Raw genomic sequence first — 16,926 nt, 5'->3', positions numbered from 1 at the left:
CGGTGCGGGCCGCCGCCGAGGCGCAGCAGCAAGCCGCCATTGCCGTGACCGCGCCTGCTTACGTGCCTGCCTGCCCGGGCGCGGGCAAGACGCATGTGATCACCAGCCGGCATCTGCAGTCGCCCCGGCGGCCGCTGCGGCAGGGCCGGGCGCTGATTTCGTTCACGCGGGTGGCGCGGGATCAGATGACCCGCCGCTGCCGCCAGGCGGGCCGCGCTGACCTGGTCCAGGCACCGCACTTCATCGGCACGCTCGACTCGTTCTTGTGGGAGTTCCTGGTCAAGCCGCGGCGAGCAGCCAATCCGGTGCCCCGCCTGCTGGAGTCGTGGGCGAGCGTCAAGGCCCTGGTTGACGGCATGGACCGGGAGATCTCCCTGCACCGCTTCCCCATGACCCTGGACCCCACGCAGAACCCGGCACGCGAGTCGGTTGCCTGGGACAAGCTCGACTACGACACCCGGCAGCTCTTCGAGGCCAGCTCCTACAGCCGTCAGGCGTGGGAGGAGAAGATCTTCGAAACCCGCAAGTCGTGGTGCGATCAGGGGTACTTCACCGGGCACGAGGCGCGGGTACTGGCCCTGTGGAACCTGCGCAACGCGGAGGCCGCCGCTGGGCTGGTGCCCCCGCTGCGCTCCCGGTTCGCGGAGGTCATTGTCGATGAGGCACAGGACTGCTCCGCCGCCGACCTGGCGATCCTGCAACTGCTGCACGACGCCGGCCTGCCCCTGATCCTCGTCGGCGACCCGGACCAGGCCATCTACGCCTGGCGCGGCGCCGAACCCCAGGCTCTCAGGTCCTTCTCCGCGCAGCTGTCTCCCGCCCCGCACCAGCTGACCGGTAACTGGCGCAGCTCCCCCGTCATCTGCCGGCTCGCTGCCACTCTGCGCGCGGGGCAACGCCCGCCGGACAGCTCCGTCGTGCGCGACGACGACGTTCCCGTCCTGCTGCTGCCCACTCAATTCGCCGCCTCCGGCAGCCGTCATCTGCACGCCCCGACCAGTGTCGGCATCGTCGACGCCTTCCGCACGCTCTCCGGGGAGTACGCCGTCCCGGCCAAGGACTGCCTGGTAACCGCCTACAAGTACGCCACCTTGCCGGGCATCACCCGGGAGAAGCCCAACAGCAACGCCATCACCAGCTTGGCCTGGGCCCGCACTGTCACCCACACCCCGGGTGCCTCCGGCGATGACCTCACCCGGGCCTGCGCGATCGCCGTGCGTGTCCTGTTCGGCTACTGGTATCCGGGCCAATCCGGCGGCCCCGACCGCATCATGGCCGCCCACCGTCTCTCGGCTGGCCAGGTCAACCGCACGGCCTTCGCGTTCCTGCACAGCCTGCCCGCGCCCCACAAGGAATGGGGTCCGCAGGTATGGCAGGCCATGAAAGCCTGGCCCGCTCTGCCCGGGTCTGCTCCGCAAGGCGGAAAGGGCCGCCCCGCCGGAAAACCCATCCTGCCCCGACCTCAGCCGGCTACCGGCATACGTACCAACATCGTCCACCAGCTCAAGGGCGATGAAGCAGACGGCGTCCTGCTGTTGCTGCCCGATGCCGGAAGCGTCCAGCGCTGGGCCACCGCAGACCCGGCCACCGACGAGGTGCTGCGCGTCTGGTACGTCGCCATCACCCGAGCGCGCCGCTTAGCCGCCATCGCCCTGCCCGAGGAGGAGACCGACGCGCTGGCCCGACTGCTGACCGGTCACCAAGTGCCGGTCCGCGTCGCATGAGCCCTGGTGCTGTCGATCCCAGCATGCGGCGGAGACCATTGGCGGCCTAGGCTTTGCGGGGACTGGGTCGTCTCTCCTTCACAACTCAAGTCGTGCTCGCACAGCGAAGATCTCTTGCGCCTACACGGGGCGGATGAGCGAATTGAAGCCTTCGATACACAGGCCCAACACCACGAGTGGGCCCGCACGTTGAGCCGCGTCAAGGCACTCGCGGGTCCGCCTCGGCAAGAGGCGTCAGACAGCCTCCACGGCCGGGCCGTTCGGGCACGCGGCCACTGTCCGGCTGTCCTGTGGGTGCTGCGTCAGTGGAAGAGTGCTCGTGCCAGGACGGCATGGAGTTTTCCAACCGCTTCCTGCTCGCGTAGTCGACTGCTGTCAGGGCATGTGCTCGCCGAACTCGGCCAGCAGAGCCCGTAGCCGGACAGCCTGGCCGTCGTCGGTGCGACCTTGGCGCTTGCTCTTGTTGTTCCGCTTCCACACCCCAAGCCGTCGTTCGATGGCGTCGGAAGCGTGCGCTCGTGGCATCCGGCCGTGTTTGGCCGCCCAGACGCGCAATTCGGCAAACGTAGCGTTCCAAACGTCTTCCTGTGGCGTCCATGCCCAGCCCGGCAACTCCTCCAGAACGGCTCTGCGTTCCGCGTCATAGGTGGCCCGCCGGTTCCGGAAGGAGTTGATCCAGACTCCTATCCTGTGGCCACTCCACTCTTCTCTCTGCTTGATGCTGCCCACACTGCGCTGAGTCTCGGCGGTGAAGTTCTGAAGGATCATGACCTTGGCCAGGAACCCCTCCTCGAAGGGGTCCCAGCTCCAGCCAGGTATCGATGCCAGGGCTTCGAGCTTCCATGCGGGCAGGTCCTCGCCCTGGTCAGTCAGCCGCTTGCGGGTCATACGAATGTTGTTCGCCCACACGGTCGCCTCGCGCGCTTCCATCGCGCCGTGCTCGTTCAGGACGGCGGCTCGGTAACGGTCGCGCTGTCGGCGGAATGACGCGTCATGGGCATTCTGGGTAGACCACGAGTCGATGGTGGACAGACGTCGGGCGCGCTTGTCGTCCAGACCGCCACTGGCCGCCAAGGCGCGCTGTTTGCGGACCCAACGGGCCAGATCGACGCCGTCGACCGTGACTTCCTGATCGCTCGGGTGGCAATGTCCCTCGATAGCTTCGAAGTTGACGAGTGCGGCGTGCATCCGCGCCCACCGTTCCTTGTGCAGGTTCCGCTCGACGCGAAGCGCGGCTTCCCCGAGGCGGTCGCGGATCCACTGCGCGGCAAGAGGCCTGTTCTGTGGGCCGCCGAAGGAATCCTCGCGATAGCGGTAGGCCTCGGCCTGTCCTACCAACCCCAGCCCGGCCAAGTGGTCCAGTACGTCGGCGGCGGCGTCTTCGGCAGCAGCCAGGAACCCGATGACCACATCGAACGTCGAATCCAGTGGTGCCAGGGGCGCCTCGCGGATCCGCACCACAGTCAGCCCCGCTGCGCGCAGCCGTGCAGCCTTGGCGGCGTCTTTTTCCTCCTTGCCCTCATGCCACCAGACTCCGTCGAACTCCAGCACAAGAGACGGGTTGCCGTGCTCATCGACGGCAACAATGTCCACGGCCGCGCTGCACCCGTCGACGTCCGGCACCTGTTTGCGGCCCTGATCGATGCGCAGCACGGTGGCGAGCTCAGCCTTCAGCTGAAGCTCCTGTACCGAGGTCCCCACCAGGCGGCACTCGCGGCACGTCTTGATGCCGCCACCTTTCCTGCCCCCGGTGAAGGCGTTCACGCTCCGCGGGAACGACGGGTGCGCGGGGTTGATGTCGCACGTCCACCACACCACTTGACCGCTGCCGACGCGCAGTTGGTCTGCGGTGAGGCCCGAGCGATCGGTGTCCAACCTCGAGACGTCGTCCGGATAGAGGTCTGAAAAACGGTTGGTGGAAGAGATACGGTGGCCGGCGCAGAACGGACAGCCCCGGCCACGGCCGTCGTCCGGCCAGCGGTGGTCTTCGGCCTTCGAGCAGACCCGGACACCGTCAGCATCCGTCGTGATCAAGTAATCCCCCACAATGCCGCTTTATCCTGCACAAGCCCTAATCAGGGCACTGCTATGGCGTAGCACACGCCACTGACACTCCTATAGAGAACCCAGCTCACCTTTGCCGATGTGGGTCTGTTCATGGGCCAGCCCCGGCTTGGGTCGATGTGCTCGACCAATACCGCGACAGGGGTCAAGGGGGCTGATTCTGCACCGTTCGCTGCGGGCAGCGGCGATCGTGTAGGGGGTGCTGTTACGCCCCTGCGATGCGGACGCTGCGGTGGGCTGCCAGGGGCGAGGCTTTGTGCCAGCACTGGATGAGCCGTCGCGCCTTACGGCCCTCCTTGCCGGCACCACGGGGTTGGGACGGTTCAGGCGTCCTCAAGCGTGGTCCCGCCGCTTGGGGATTGGAGGTGCACGGTGACAGCGGCCGTTCCCGTGGGACTGCCGACGATGACGGCAGGGGCGGTGCTGCGGTTGGCGGAGCCGGTGGGGAGCACGGCGAGCGAGGTGATCGGTGCGCCGGTGACCAGGCGGAGAACCTCCTGGCCCGTCTGGTAGTCCCATACACGGATGCTGGTGTCGTCCGAGCAGGCGCTGACGAGCAGGTCACGGTCGGCGTCCGGATGAGGCAGGGCAGCAAGGGCGGTGACGGGGCCTTGGTGCCCGGTCAGCGGCACATGGGTTTCTGAGCGCGGGGCGAACGGGTCCCACAGCCTGATCACACCGTCCGATCCACCGGTGGCCAGGAGGCGGCCATCGGCGACGGTCAGGCTGCGCACGGCACCGATGCGCTGGGGCAGACCCATGTGCGGAGCGTGGCCGGGGTGCAGTAGGCGCACGGCACGGGTGGTAGCGATGGCCAGCATCGGTGGTCCGGTGTCGGGCAGGACGGCGAGCGCCCGCACGGTCGCCTCGGCATGGAGTGTCGGCAGGTGGGGGGTGTCGTCGTCAACTCGCAGGTATTCGACGCGGGAGTCGCTGATGGCGGCAGCGAGGAGGGGCTGCCCGGTTTCCGGGTGGGGGAAGCGGGCCAGCGCCCGGACCCTGCTGCTGGAGTAGTACGAGGAAAGCAGGACGCGCCGTGAGCCTGCTTCCGTGGTGAGTTCGACGCTTCCATCCGCGTACCCGATGGCGATGCGTGCGGTGGTGTCACGCGTGGGTTCGAGAACGGTCAGTGCGGTGACGTCTTTGTAGGGGCGGTCGTCCGGCGTGGTCAGCACGTGGGTTGCCCGGCCGGTCTGTACGCAGCGCACGGTGATCTCGCCGGCACGGCCACCGCTGATGAGGCTGGGTGGCCCGGATGAGTGCGGCAGAAGGGCGACCTGGTCTGCCGAGGGATGATCGGTATCGTCGTCGGCGGCCCGCGCATGGAGGTCCCACAGGCGGATGGTGCGGTCGAACGATGCGGAGGCCAGGAGGGGCTGGCCTTGCGGGCCGGTGAAGACCGTGAGGCCGCGGACCATCTTGGTGTGTTCGGTGGGGAGTTGGCGAACGAGTGCACCCCCGGTATCGAAGACATGCAGAGCGCCGTCGACGCTGCTGCCGGTGACCAGCAGGGGGTCCCCGTAGGGGCCGGGGTGCAGGGCCAGGGACGCCACGGGCTGCCGGATCGGCTGGTGTGGGTGCTGGGCCCGGGTCAGCGGGTTCCAGATGCGCACGGACTTCGTGGAGCGGGACGCAACGATCAGCCGTGGTTCGCCTTCACGTGTGGCAAAGCCGACGACGGCGGAGGCGCCCCTGCCCGCGCACGGCAGTTCGCCGATGTCGTCGAACGTCAGGGCATCCACGACGGGGACGTAACTGCCATCCTGGGCAATGGCGAGCAGTGGGCCGACACCTGGTACGGGGATGACGGCGAGTGCGTGGACGAGGGGCCCGCGGCGGTACCTCCTGCCATCCTGCTCCCTCTGGAGGCGGCCGATGCTGTTCAGGGGCCGTCGTGTCTGGATGCGGCCGGTGAGGGAGTCCACCAGGAGCAGGTCCTCGGTGGTGGCGACGGCGAGGAGCGGCCATCCGTATGCTCCGCGGCGGTCCCGTCGGCGTGCATCGTCGCTGAAGGTGGCGACGGCGCGGATGCGCCCTTCGAGCAGGGGGGCGGCCTCGCCGGTCTGGGGGTCGCACTGCCACAGCCCGTGGTCGGTTCCGACGATGAGGGTGGGTTCCCCAGGGCGGCGGCCGTCCTCCAGGACGGTCAGGGCGCGGGCGTGGGGTCCTAGACCTTCCAGGGCGGTGCCGAAAGGGCTGCCGGAGAGGGGGTCCCACAGGGTGAGGTTTCCCCTCTCGTCCGCTGCTGCCAGCACCGCGGAGGCGTCGGTGGTGCGGAAGGCGGCCAGTGCGTAGGGGTTGCCGGGGGTGCCCGCAAGGATGTTGGTGGGCAGATGAAGGTGGTTGAAGCGCGGGCGCAGTTGTGGGTGCCTGATCGGGGTGTGGGCCCGTGTACTGCCGGTGTGCTGGGCAAGGGCCAGGCTGTCGGCTCGGGAGGCGGGGGGTGCGTCGCCGACAAAGGGTTCGATGCGGGCCCACGCGGCCAGGTGCCGGATGCGATCGGTGGCAGTGATGGGCAGGCCAAGGGAACCGCGCACGTTGTCACGGGTCGCCCAGGGCAGAAAGTGGGCCGGGATGTGGGCGTCGTCGACTGCGTTTCCCAGCGCGGCGTGGGTGATCAGGTGCCGTCGCAGGTAGGGATGCGGAGGTTGCTCGGGTGCCCTTTCCAGCAGCCGGGCGAAGGCCTGGGTGAGCTGCCGGTGAGTGGGGGTGGTGTCGGCTGTACCGGTACTGCCCTCGGTGGGTGTGTCAGTGGGGTCCAGGAGTGTGTGGGGTGCGGTGCGCAGTGTCTCGCTGACGCGTTCGTGGATGGGGCGGTAGACGGTTCTGCCGTCTTCCTGGGCGGTTGTCAGATATCCGGTCAGCCGGCTGTCACGCACCACTTGGCGGATAGCGGCTGCCGCATCGTCGCAGGTGGGATGCAGGGCGTTCACCGCGGCCGGCCAGATGTCGGCCCACGGCAGGCCCGCCCCCTGGGCGAAGGCGGTGGCGCGCAGGACGGCCAGGAGTTCTTCGGGGGGTGCGTCGCCGTGCAGGGCCACGTCGGCGAGGTCTTGGCGGAGCAGTTCGTGCGTTCCCTGTCTCAGCTGGCGGCGCCAGGCCAGGTCGGTGGGCTGAGGCAGGAGGGTGCGGGCGTGCAGTTGCTGGGCGGCGAGCCGGGCATCTAGGAAGGACGGGGCCACCTCTTCGGCCACCGCTGTGGCGATACGGCTGATGCGGTCGTCGTCGCGGTCTAGCAGGCGCGAGCCTGCCTGAGGGGCGGCGTGCAGCAGGGATGCGGTGTAGGCGGCGATGTCGTCCTGTGCAGTGAGGGCGTCGGTACGCAATGCCGGGCCAGCGTCGGCTGCCCGCTGCAGCAGAGCCAGGAGATCGCCGCCGGTCGGGCTGGCGGGGTCAGCGCTGGAGTGACCGGCGGTGGCGGAGCTGCGGATGCCGAGGAGGAGTCGGATGAGGGGCCGGCCGTCGGCGCGCAGGGTAGCCAGCGGGCGCAGGACATCGGTGATGATGCGGCGCGGGTTGCGGGCTTCGTCGATACCGTCGATCACTACGGTGAGAGGTCTGTCGTTCAGCCGCATGAAAACACGGACATAAAGGCGCAGTTCCTCAATCGGATCATGCCCGGCCGGTGTCGGGCGGCCGGTGAGGGCCTCGTAGAGCGCGGCGGACAGTTCGTGCGGGTCGGTGTTGCGGGCCAGTACTGCCGCGTCGACGGCTCCTTCAGGAACTTGAAGGTGTTCGGGGATGGCGTCGAGGACGGGCCGGTAAGCGTGGTCGGCCCGGAATCGCGGGTCGCTGAGTGTGACAAGGCGGGCCAGGAGGGCGCTCTTCCCGGAGCCGGCGGGCCCGGTCACGATGAGGACGCTGTCGTCACCGTCCAGGAACTCGATCATGCGGGTGACCAGGGCGGCGCGTCCGGTGAAGTACCAGCCTGGGCTGCTGCCGGACATCTGGCCGGTGGCCCGGGAGATCCAGTACTCGTCCAGGTCGGCGCGGTTCCAGCCGACCTGGCTGCGGGCGTCCTCGAGGAGGGTGGTGTCGGTGTAGCCGGGGTTGGGCAGGCAGGGGCTCAGCGCGCGGGCGGCGAGTTGGAGGCTGACGCTGTCGCCCGGGGGCCAGATGCGGTGGATGTCCGCCATGGTGGTGCGGTCCCATACGGCGGCGCGGATTGCATGGAAGTCTTCCCAGCTCAGATGGGAGCGCGCGTACCCGTTGGTCTGGTCTTCGCAGTGCGCGCGGATCGCGGCCAGCAGTGAGGTGAAGGCCTGAAGTCGGGGTCTGGAGTCTTCGTTGCCGGCGGTCAGCACGACCAGGGATCCCAAAGCTCGGCGGTCCTCGTCCAATGCTTTGAGAGTGTCTTGGAGTTCGTCCGTCAGGCGTCCGGAGAAGCAGGAGTCGACCATCACGAGGACGTGCCCGGCGCGGGAGTCGAGGGCGGTGGCGATGAGTTCGGCCGTGGGGAACGCAGTGCCCAGGGGGCGGTTCTTATCCGTGTCGGGCAGCTGCAGAAAATGCTGCCGTCCGCGGGGGGCGAGACCGTGGCCGGTGATGTAGATGACCAGCGCTTCGTCGTCGTCGGCGTCGGCCAGGTCCTGGTCGATCAGGAAGCACCGCAGATCGTGCACGCTGAGCAGCGGCTTAGGCGGAGCTGCAGGAGTGAAGCGCCGTTCGGCTTCCAGGCGTTCGCCAGCCCACCAGTCTTCTACGACCGATACCTGGGCGCTGATGCCGGCGCGAAAGGCTTCCCGGTCGGCCGGGGTGCCCTCGTCGTAGTCGCTGACGGCAATGACGACCAGGCGCCGGTGGAACGTGGACGGAACGTGTTCTTCGTTCATGACCAGCTGCGGGTGGCCGCCCGCGCGACCGGGAGGGTGCGCAGGTACGCCTGGGCGGCGTGGGGATCGATGTTACCGTTGTCGACCTCGACGTCGGTGACGTTGCGGGCGCCCAGGGCCAGACCGGCTGCGCCGGTGACGACATCGTCCGGGTCGTAGACGTTGAGCCATGTGATGTGCGCGGGCATGGCCAGCAGCTTCGGCTCCGGGATGTTCATGGCGCGCCGCACGGCGGGGATGCCCAGGGGCGAGCCGCAGGTAACGAACGTGTGCACAGCGGTTCCGGCGGTGCCGGGAGCGGCGATCTTCTCCTGCCTGATGAGGTCGTAGGCGATCACGCTGCCCAGGGAGTGACCGATGACGACGGTGGCGGTGTCGTCACTGAAAGCTTTGAGGACGTGTTCCTGCACCTTGGAGGCGAGGTTGGGGTGCTTGAGATAGAAGCGGACCTCGCGCAGACGGGTGATGAGCTTGCCGACGACGCTGTCAGGGGTGCGCCGGTCGTAGACCATGGCGCGGCGGGTGACGCTGGGCGGCAGCTTCGGCAGCCCGAGCGTCGTCGGGTCCAGCTCCTGGGCCAGCGCCTGCTCCTGCGGCGTGAGCAGATCGTCCAGCGCCTCGACGATGAAGGCTTCCTCGTCGGCGGTCAGGGCAGTGGAGTCGTCCGGGAAGAAGTCCGACGGGCCCAGCCTGTCCGCTCCCCGCGCCAGGAGCGAGGACCAGTGCGGAATCTCCAAGGTGGGCGTCAGGCGGGGGTTGGTGCTCACGGCGTCCTGCCCGTGCAGGGCGGTGATACCGCGGTTCAGTGCCTTGGTCCAGTCTTTGATCAGCTCACGCCGCGACGTACGGCCCTGCTTGATCCCATGCACTCCGACAATGTGTTGCTGCACCCGTTCCCCCGCCAACTTGCGCCTACGTCCCTGCCCAACCGCCCGTTTCACCGGCATGGTTGAGGAGCCAACTCTACGGCGGCCGTCGCATGGCCACTGCCTCCTCGCCCCAGCCTCGTTATGGACCAGTGGTATCCCGGTGTGTCACGCCGGGCTCAACAGCACCTGTTCCAAGTCCTGCCAGGCTGGTGGCGGTTGGGCTGCTGAGCGCACGACGGTGAGCAGGCGCCCGTCGAGGCAGGCGTCGAAGCGGCCTTCGGCCCGTGCGAGTCGCTCTCGGACACCGGCTTGAGGTGGGGGCTGTTCGGCCAGGACGGCCAGCAGCACCTCGTACTGGGCAGGCCCCAGCGCGTCGGCGGGCACCCAGGTGCCGCGGACGGGAATGTCTGCGAGTTCCGCGTCGAGTGCGGGGGCGGTGTCGTACAGCCGCTGTACCAAGCGGCCGGTCAGTGAGACCGGGTCGGCCCTGGGTGGTGTGGGGGCAGCAGCGTGCACCGACATCACTGGCTGCAGCGCGTCCGTGGTGGATGGCGTGGCGGGCGGCGGTTCGGGATCGCCGTCCGGCATCTGCCCCAAGGGGTCCTCCACCGGAAAGCGCCACTGGTCGCCTGCGCTCTGCCGCTTCCAGCGGGCGTCCAGTGCACCGTCCCAGCGTTGGTCCTGAGGAAGGAAGATGTCCACGGCGACGCCGGAGCGACCGATCCAGACCCAGCTCATGAAGTAGGCGTGGTCGCGGTGGGACGCCGACCAGAGAGCGAGTTCCTGCAGTCGCCTCTTCTGCTCGGCGAGCGGCCGCGTCGGCAGGAGCGTCTTGGCGCGGCGATGCCGACCCCGGGCCTCTCCCGCGACGCGGCCGCCAGGCAGATGGAACAGCAAGTCCGGTCTGACACCGCCGTTTTGATAGCCCGACAGGATGCCGCCGGGCAGTGCGTCGAAACTGTGCAGGGCGTGCGCCGCGTTGTCCCAGGCGAAGAGGGCTTCGCTGGCCGCCGTCAGCATGCCCAGCCCTGAGCTTTCGGTGACGAAGCCGCGGATGTGCCGCGAGCTCGCCACAAATGCCCGGTGATCGACCTGGAGCGGGGCACCGGCGCTGGGGGCATCGAGATAGCTGGCCAGAAGGCGGACCTCGAGCTGCTTGGTCCGGTAGTCGACGACCCGGTTGAGGTCGCAGGCGAGCGCGTTGATGTGGATGAGCCGGGCCAGCCCCACCCCCAGGTCACCCTGTCCGACCTGTGTGGCGGTCACCATCGCCCCTTGCACCCGGAACTGCCACACCCGGGCCCGTACGGTGTTCAACGTCGTGTTCCTCCCCGATGCGGTGCACCCGCGTTATGGCGTCTCGCAAGCCGTCACGTCCGATTCTCCCCGCCCTGCAGCCACCCAGGTGTCACGAGGGAGGAGCAGTCACGTGTAGGGCGCGGCGCTCACTGCGTGCCGCGCTGGAATACTCGCCCGGGGCAGACGGCGTTGTTCGGTGTGTGAGGAGTCGGGCAGGACCGTGCACCCAGTTGCCCACACTGACGGCCAGGACTCGCCCTTGTCGGGCGGATTGACGTGTCGGGGCCTGCAGGCCGAAGCCGTCATGGTGCACACGGCCCCGAGCGCGCGGTGTGCACCATGACGGCCGGGCACGGTAGAAAGATCGCATGTGGTGGAGGAGGACACGGTGGATCGCTCTGTCAGTCATGGGTGCGGCCTTGCTTGCCGGCGTATTGGCTCTCGTCTTCACTCCTCTCACTCGGCGTCTGACGCGCTGGGTGACGAGCAGCGATTGGTCTTCTCTGGATGCCCCTGGTCGTGCAGCGGCCGTGGGCCAGTTCCGTCTGGCGGTGGTACAGGTGGTCGCCGCTGTCGGGGCCGGCATCGCCCTGACCTATACGGCGCGTACCTTTCGGCTCAGTCGCCGGGGTCAGGTCACTGATCGCTTCACCAAGGCGTTGGAGCGGCTGAGCTCGGACGAGGAGTATGTGCGTATCGGGGGTGTCTTGGCGATGGAGCAGATCGTCCAGGACGCACCGGACCAGGGCGAGCATGCGGCGCGGGTACTCAATGCCTTCGTGCGCCGTCATACACCGGACGCTGCGACAACGGCGCTGGATGCAGCGCAGCTGCCGAAGAAGCCGAAGGAGCAGGTCCTGGAGGCGCTGCGTGCGCTGACGGTGAAGCGTTCTCGGTGGGGCGGCCGTCGTAGGCCGGTAGACCTGGCTGGCCTCCATCTGAAAGGTGCAGAGCTCCGAGACGCCTCTTTGCAGGGGGCCCTGCTGAAAGGAGCCACTTTCACCGAGGCGGATCTGCGCGGTGCGAACCTCAAGGGCGCCGATCTGGCGGACACCGATCTCACCCGCGCCAACCTGTCTACCGCGCGGGGGCTGAAGGAGGCGCAGCTCCTCCGGGCGGGGAGTCTGCGCGGATGTCGTCTACCAGGTTCGCTGGCCGGCCGCCCGGAGATCGTCGATCGCGTCGGCGTGAGTGAGTGAACCCCGTGGCGGGCGTATTCTGCCGTCTCTCGTGGCGTATGCCGGACCGTTTGGGGTCAGGCTTCCAGGGCCCAGTCCGCGATGGGCTCCGGCAGGCGGTCCAGTACCTGCGTTCGGGTGGTCAGTTCACGCAGGTTCTGCCAGAAGCGGCGTCTGATCAGCTGTGGTGTCGTGGCGTGTAGTTGGGCTAGCCGCTGTTCGATCGGCTCGACGACTCCGGGGCGGGTCGCTCGGGTGGTCCGTCTGCTGGCGGGAAAGTCGGTCTCGGGAAGCAGGCGGTGCAAGGGAAGCGCGGTAAGGGCACCGTCTGGCATGGCGGCGTTCACCGAGAAGTAGGCGCCCAGGTCAAGGGCCTGTTTCTGCTCGGCGGGGCTGCCCAGGAACCAGTGCAGGATGATGCCCGGATGCGGGTGGCTGGTGAGCAGGTCCATCAGGGGTCCGGTGCGCCCGCTGCTGTGCAGGGAGAGGATGACCGGCTCGTCGCGGGCGGCGTCGAGGATCTGGGTGAGCACGGAGCGCTGCGTGTCGAGGCTGCCGCGGCGGTCGAGTCCGATTTCGCCGATGAGGCAGGTCTGCTTCAGGGTGGTGCGGAACTGCCGTGGGCTGAAGGCCTTGAGCGCGGCCGGTACCGCGGGGTGCGCGCCGGTGCCCCAGACCAGCGTGGTGTCCCTCCGGCGCAGGGCGTGGGTGGTCTCTGCCGGCGTGCGGGTCATGGCGAGCACGACCGCTCCGTGGAGTGCGTCGATCTGGGAGTTGGTGACGTCGGGGGCGATGTGGGCGTGGCAGTCCAGCGCAGGTAGTTCGTCAGGGAAGTGGGACACGGCTCAGTTCCTGGAGGCCTCGCTGGCACAGGTCCACGACGGCGTCGAAGTCGGTCTCGGGGGGCAGATCGCCGACGGCAAGGATATCGGTGTCGTCGATGCCGTTGAGGATGGCCTGCTGGACGTCGTGGACGTCTTTGCGACGGTTGGTGAGCAGCCGCTGGTGCGAGGTGCCCTCTAGGCGGTCAACGAGGTAGACGGTGGGGTCGCGGTAGGGGCCGGCGGTGAAGGACCCGCGGCGTACCAGGCAGGCCACGCACAGGCCGCAGTTGAGGTTCGCGTTGCCGCCCGGATAGCGGGCCCCGTCGAGTTTGCCGCAGGAGAGGGTCTCGGCGGCCGCGGCGAGCAGCGTGGCTCCGGCGCGGTCGTGGGCGCGTGCGAGGAGCTCGCCTTTGGTGCGGTGGAGGTAGGGGTTGGCGATCTGGACGGAGATGTCTGCGCTGGCCAGAAGGGTGTTGAGGCGGCTGAAGGTTCCGGGATGAGTGGACCGGGTGGACAGGGCGCCGCCGCGTGCTGGGGTGAGTGGTGGGTTGATGCTGGTGAATCCGTTCTCGGGCACCGTGGTCTGCGGGCTGGCGGCGCTGGCTGCGGTCGCGGCAGCCAGGGCGGCGAACAGCAGGCTCCGGCTGCGTGAGGAGGGCTCCGGGGAGGGGCCGGTCTGGCAGATCTTGGCGCTGAGATGCCGCAGGGGCTGGGGGGCGCGGCTTTGCAGGTAGGAGCGGGCTTTGGTCTGTGCGCTGCGTACTGCGGTGCTGCCGTCGTAGTGGCTCAGATGGATCCGTTGGGTGCCGTCCGTCAGGTGGTCGACGGCGCCGCACAGGGAGTCGAGGCCGCCGCTGAGGAGCATGACGTCGTCGGCCGGTTCCAGGGGAGTCAGGGTGCGGTCGGTGGGCGGGGCGGGTACGGCGTGCAGGTGCCACACATCACCGGTGAGCCAGTGCAGCAGCTCTTCGGTGAGCTGGCCGCACGTACCGTTCCAGGGTTCGGGGTTCACCGTGTGGGCGGTGAGCTCGATCGTCCTGACGAACGTGAGGGGACGGCGGGCCGTGCGATCGGCGAGATAGGCCGATGCCGCGATACGGGCCAGATCTGCCGCGGCCACAGGGGCCCGCCCGATCAGGTCCAGATCCCACCCGAGGGTGCCGGTGACTTCGGCGGTCGGGCCGTCGCCGCGCGTACGGGCCCAGCGCAGGGGTCTGGCAGAGGGTTCGTGCTGATCGGCGTCGTGCGGGAGCACTTCGATGGCAGTGGTCATGAGCGTCGTGCGCGCAGCATGCGCAGTGCCTCCCCGGTCACCTTGGCTGCTGTAGCGGTGAATTCCTGTACGGTCATGCGTCGTGTATCGGGGACGATGAGGCCTTTGAGGCGGCGCTCCAGCCAGGAGCGCAGCCATCGTTGTTTACGGATCGCCTCCTGCGCGGTCAGGTTCCCCTGGGCCTTCTGGGAGCCGAGTTCGACCAGGGAGAGCTCGTAAATCCACTCGGTGACGAGTCCTCGCATGCCCTCCTGAGGTGCGGGCGGCTGGGGATCGAGGAGCACGGCCTTGACCCATCTGGTGGCGGCTTTTCTCAGGGCGGCTTCGTCGGGGTGGCCTGCGTCGCCGAGCACCGCCTGCAGGATGCGGGAGATCTGTGCCCGTGGGCCCATGCTGCGCAGTTCGGCGAGATCGAGGCCGAGTTCCTGAAGTCGGGCTGCGTCGCCGCTGCGCAGCGCGTAGGCGCCGGCAAGGGCAGCGGCCCCACGGGCGGAGCCTTTGACGACCTGCCGTCGTGAACCTGCGCCTGCTCTGCCCGTGGGTGTTTGGGTTCCTGCTCCGGCGCCCCCTCCCCCGCCGCCGCCGCTGCCTCGGGGAGAGGCGAGCAGGGCGGAGAGCGGGTACCCGGCGGCCGATGGCCTTCCGCGGTCCGCGTCGTCCTTCTGCAGGGCCGCGCCGAGAGCGTCGAGGAGATTGTCGAGCGGCTGCTGCTGGTCCTGCGCGGGATCGGAAGGATCCCCGGGGCCGGTGCCGGCAGGAGCAGAACCGGGCAGGGCGTCGAAGGCGTCGTGGGCTTCCTGCCAGTCGGACGTGCCGCTGCCGCCGTAGGAGCCGGAGGTGCCCATCAGCGCCCGAGTGCCATCTGTGCTGCTTGCTGCACCGAAGGCTCGATGTCGGTGGCCTCAGCCAGCCGGGGAAGCAGCGCCCGCAGCTCGTCGACGTCGCTGCTGTCGATGTCGACGACGGCCCCGGGCAGGAGGTACTTGCGTACCTCCCACAGACCCTGCGCGATCAGTTGACGCAGCTCGGCTGTATGGATGGCTATGTGGACGAGGGACTGAACCAGGTGATCGGTTTCCGACTCTCGGCGTGCCCGCTGAATCAGTGCCTGGACGACGGCCTGCTGGTCGGCGACGGGGGCAGCCACGATCTGTGTCTGGGCGTCATTGCGGTGCGGGTCCGAAGCGCTGGCCAGGTCGCTCACCCAGGAGAGCTGCTGCTGTGTCAGGGAGGCCGCGGCGGTAAGACTCACGAGTGACGCCGCCAGGCTCAGATACGGGCCGATCGGGGCGTTGATGAGGTCGGGGTCGGACGCGGCCCACTCCTTGCTCGCTTCGCTGACCTCGTCGGGTTTGTCACGCTGCTCGCCGCGCCCCCAGGCCTGCCAGCGCTGCAGCAGTTCGCTGCGCTGGGCGTCCTGGAGTCCGACGAGCGTCTCGAAGTCCTTGCTGTGGCTGTCTTCCAGCAGCATGAGCTTGGCGATCACCGAGGCCTCGATGGCGATGCCGTGCCGCTCGGCGATCCTGGTGCGCAGCGCCCATGCGTTGAGGAACCGCTTGATGCTGCGGGGGCTTCCCGAGCGGTGGGCTGACAGGCCGGTGGCGAGACGGCTGGCCAGCCCCACGGTGTCGGCGTCGGGTTCCCACGGCAGGCTCTGCATGTCGGCCAGGACGGGTGACAGGCCCTGAGCACGTCGCTGTTGCGCGTGTCCGATCAGCTGTGTGTACTGCTCTTCCTGCGGACAGCGCTGTTCGGACAGCAGGAGAGTGATGAACGCGGCCGCCTCGTCCGCACTGATGCGCGGGAGCGACAGGGGCAGTTGGACGATTTTTTCCAGGTAGCGCTGCGCAAACTGTTCACCGCGGCCTGTGGCATCGAGGCTGACGGCGATGGACTCCCGCACCATCTCCTGATCAGCCGCCAGCACGAAGGCCACCTTCTCAACCGACAGGAACAGCTTGATGGCCTCCAACGTGGCCATCACTGCGTCCGGTAGACACCGGTCGAGGTCGTCCACCAGTACGACCAGCCGCTGCAGCGGAGCCAAGTCCTGGAGCAGCTTGGCGAACTCACTGCGAAAGCCCGCCAGGCTCCTGGCGTTCTCCTTCGATCGGGGCGTGAGTGCTTGGACGAGCTCTTCGGTCTGTGCTACCAGCCTGCCACGGGCCATGCTGGAGGCGACACGTGACCAACTGATGCGCTCCAACAGGTCTTTGACCCGGTCATCGAGTCCTTCATCCGGATAGGTCGTGAGGAGGTCCTGTAGGACTTCACCGATGACGGCGCCGCGCACATCGAACTGGTCGTCAAACTCCCACGGATCGAGGCGAATGACTCGGTAGCCGCTCTGACGGCCAAGCTCGTCCTGCAGCAGGCCCAGAACGGTGGACTTTCCTCCGCCCCAGGGAGCGTTGATCCCGATGGTGACGGGGTCCAGGGAGCGGGACTGCAGGGCAGCCGCGACGGTGTCGACGATTGAGGTGAACCCCAGAAGGTCGACCGTTGTCGGGTTGTCGTCCCACAGTTGCAGCTCACTCATCGTGTCCCCCCGGCAAGCTCGTCCTCTTTCACCGCCCTGCCCTCGTCCGGCCCGGCCAGTCGGGGAAGCGTCACCGCGGGAGCGGCCTCGGGTGATCGAGCACAAGAGCTCAGTGCCCGACTACTGCACCGTTCTCGTCGCTGGCATCATGCTTAGCACAGCGCTGATGCGGTCTCAGGGAGCGACACACCGACCAGGCCTCGCGGCCGACGCTCGCATCCTGTCGCCGTCGACGGAGATGCGGCCTGCTGGCCGCCGTGAATCGGGCGGGCGGTAGGAGCTGTGGACACGGTGCTGGGTGGGGCCGGCTAGCGCCGACTGCCG

General features: G+C 68.4%; 10 protein-coding genes. 2 read left to right on the top strand and 8 right to left on the bottom strand.

The window, feature by feature from the left end:
• Positions 1-2 precede the first annotated feature (2 nt).
• Entirely contained in the window at positions 3-1,724 is a 1,722-nt protein-coding gene (locus tag ACPXCS_RS32105; RefSeq protein WP_425950878.1) for a UvrD-helicase domain-containing protein, read from the top strand.
• Between the two features lie 375 nt (positions 1,725-2,099).
• Here the strand turns inward: ACPXCS_RS32105 and ACPXCS_RS32100 are convergent, their stop codons facing one another.
• The 4 genes from ACPXCS_RS32100 to ACPXCS_RS32085 form a co-directional block, all read right to left on the bottom strand.
• On the bottom strand, positions 2,100-3,758 hold the full coding sequence (locus ACPXCS_RS32100; protein WP_425950879.1) for a helicase associated domain-containing protein: 1,659 nt from the start codon (positions 3,756-3,758) through the stop codon (positions 2,100-2,102).
• A gap of 353 nt (positions 3,759-4,111) precedes the next feature.
• Entirely contained in the window at positions 4,112-8,620 is a 4,509-nt protein-coding gene (locus ACPXCS_RS32095) for an AAA family ATPase (protein WP_425950880.1), read from the bottom strand.
• Positions 8,617-9,489: an endopeptidase gene (locus tag ACPXCS_RS32090; RefSeq protein ID WP_425950881.1), complete on the bottom strand. Its 873-nt coding sequence runs from the start codon at positions 9,487-9,489 to the stop codon at positions 8,617-8,619. Before ACPXCS_RS32090 ends, ACPXCS_RS32095 begins: the two co-directional genes overlap by 4 nt.
• A 165-nt stretch (positions 9,490-9,654) precedes the next feature.
• Positions 9,655-10,806 (bottom strand): hypothetical protein, encoded by a 1,152-nt coding sequence (locus ACPXCS_RS32085; protein ID WP_425950882.1) that lies wholly within the window; start codon positions 10,804-10,806, stop codon positions 9,655-9,657.
• 512 nt (positions 10,807-11,318) lie between these two features.
• Between ACPXCS_RS32085 and ACPXCS_RS32080 the strand changes: the two genes are divergently transcribed.
• On the top strand, positions 11,319-11,987 hold the full coding sequence (locus ACPXCS_RS32080; protein WP_425950883.1) for a pentapeptide repeat-containing protein: 669 nt from the start codon (positions 11,319-11,321) through the stop codon (positions 11,985-11,987).
• A gap of 56 nt (positions 11,988-12,043) precedes the next feature.
• On the opposite strand, the gene ACPXCS_RS32075 is transcribed toward ACPXCS_RS32080, so the two are convergent.
• Genes ACPXCS_RS32075 through ACPXCS_RS32060 form a run of 4 tightly spaced genes read right to left on the bottom strand, consistent with a single transcriptional unit; the run spans position 12,044 to position 16,602 of the window.
• Entirely contained in the window at positions 12,044-12,808 is a 765-nt protein-coding gene (locus ACPXCS_RS32075; protein ID WP_425950884.1) for a TatD family hydrolase, read from the bottom strand.
• The gene (locus tag ACPXCS_RS32070; protein ID WP_425950885.1) at positions 12,792-14,063 is read right to left on the bottom strand and encodes a hypothetical protein; all 1,272 of its coding nucleotides are present in this window, start codon (positions 14,061-14,063) and stop codon (positions 12,792-12,794) included. The genes ACPXCS_RS32075 and ACPXCS_RS32070 overlap by 17 nt, the downstream gene beginning before the upstream one ends.
• Positions 14,060-14,908 carry a hypothetical protein gene (locus ACPXCS_RS32065; RefSeq protein WP_425950886.1) on the bottom strand — a complete coding sequence of 283 codons (849 nt, stop codon included), beginning with the start codon at positions 14,906-14,908 and terminating at the stop codon, positions 14,060-14,062. The genes ACPXCS_RS32070 and ACPXCS_RS32065 overlap by 4 nt, the downstream gene beginning before the upstream one ends.
• Positions 14,908-16,602: a KAP family P-loop NTPase fold protein gene (locus ACPXCS_RS32060; protein ID WP_425950887.1), complete on the bottom strand. Its 1,695-nt coding sequence runs from the start codon at positions 16,600-16,602 to the stop codon at positions 14,908-14,910. The genes ACPXCS_RS32065 and ACPXCS_RS32060 overlap by 1 nt, the downstream gene beginning before the upstream one ends.
• Positions 16,603-16,926: the final 324 nt, after the last annotated feature.

The sequence above is a fragment of the Streptomyces sp. DT190 genome (assembly GCF_049846985.1).
GTDB lineage: Bacteria > Actinomycetota > Actinomycetes > Streptomycetales > Streptomycetaceae > Streptomyces.
This window is presented reverse-complemented; position numbering and strand designations above follow the sequence as displayed.

What these genes read in the sequence shown, in the direction of transcription:
- ACPXCS_RS32065 (WP_425950886.1), bottom strand. Translation starts at nt 14,908, where the DNA reads ATGGGCACCTCCGGCTCCTACGGCGGCAGCGGCACGTCCGACTGGCAG.
- ACPXCS_RS32070 (WP_425950885.1), bottom strand. Translation starts at nt 14,063, where the DNA reads ATGACCACTGCCATCGAAGTGCTCCCGCACGACGCCGATCAGCACGAA.
- ACPXCS_RS32095 (WP_425950880.1), bottom strand. Translation starts at nt 8,620, where the DNA reads ATGAACGAAGAACACGTTCCGTCCACGTTCCACCGGCGCCTGGTCGTC.
- ACPXCS_RS32060 (WP_425950887.1), bottom strand. Translation starts at nt 16,602, where the DNA reads ATGAGTGAGCTGCAACTGTGGGACGACAACCCGACAACGGTCGACCTT.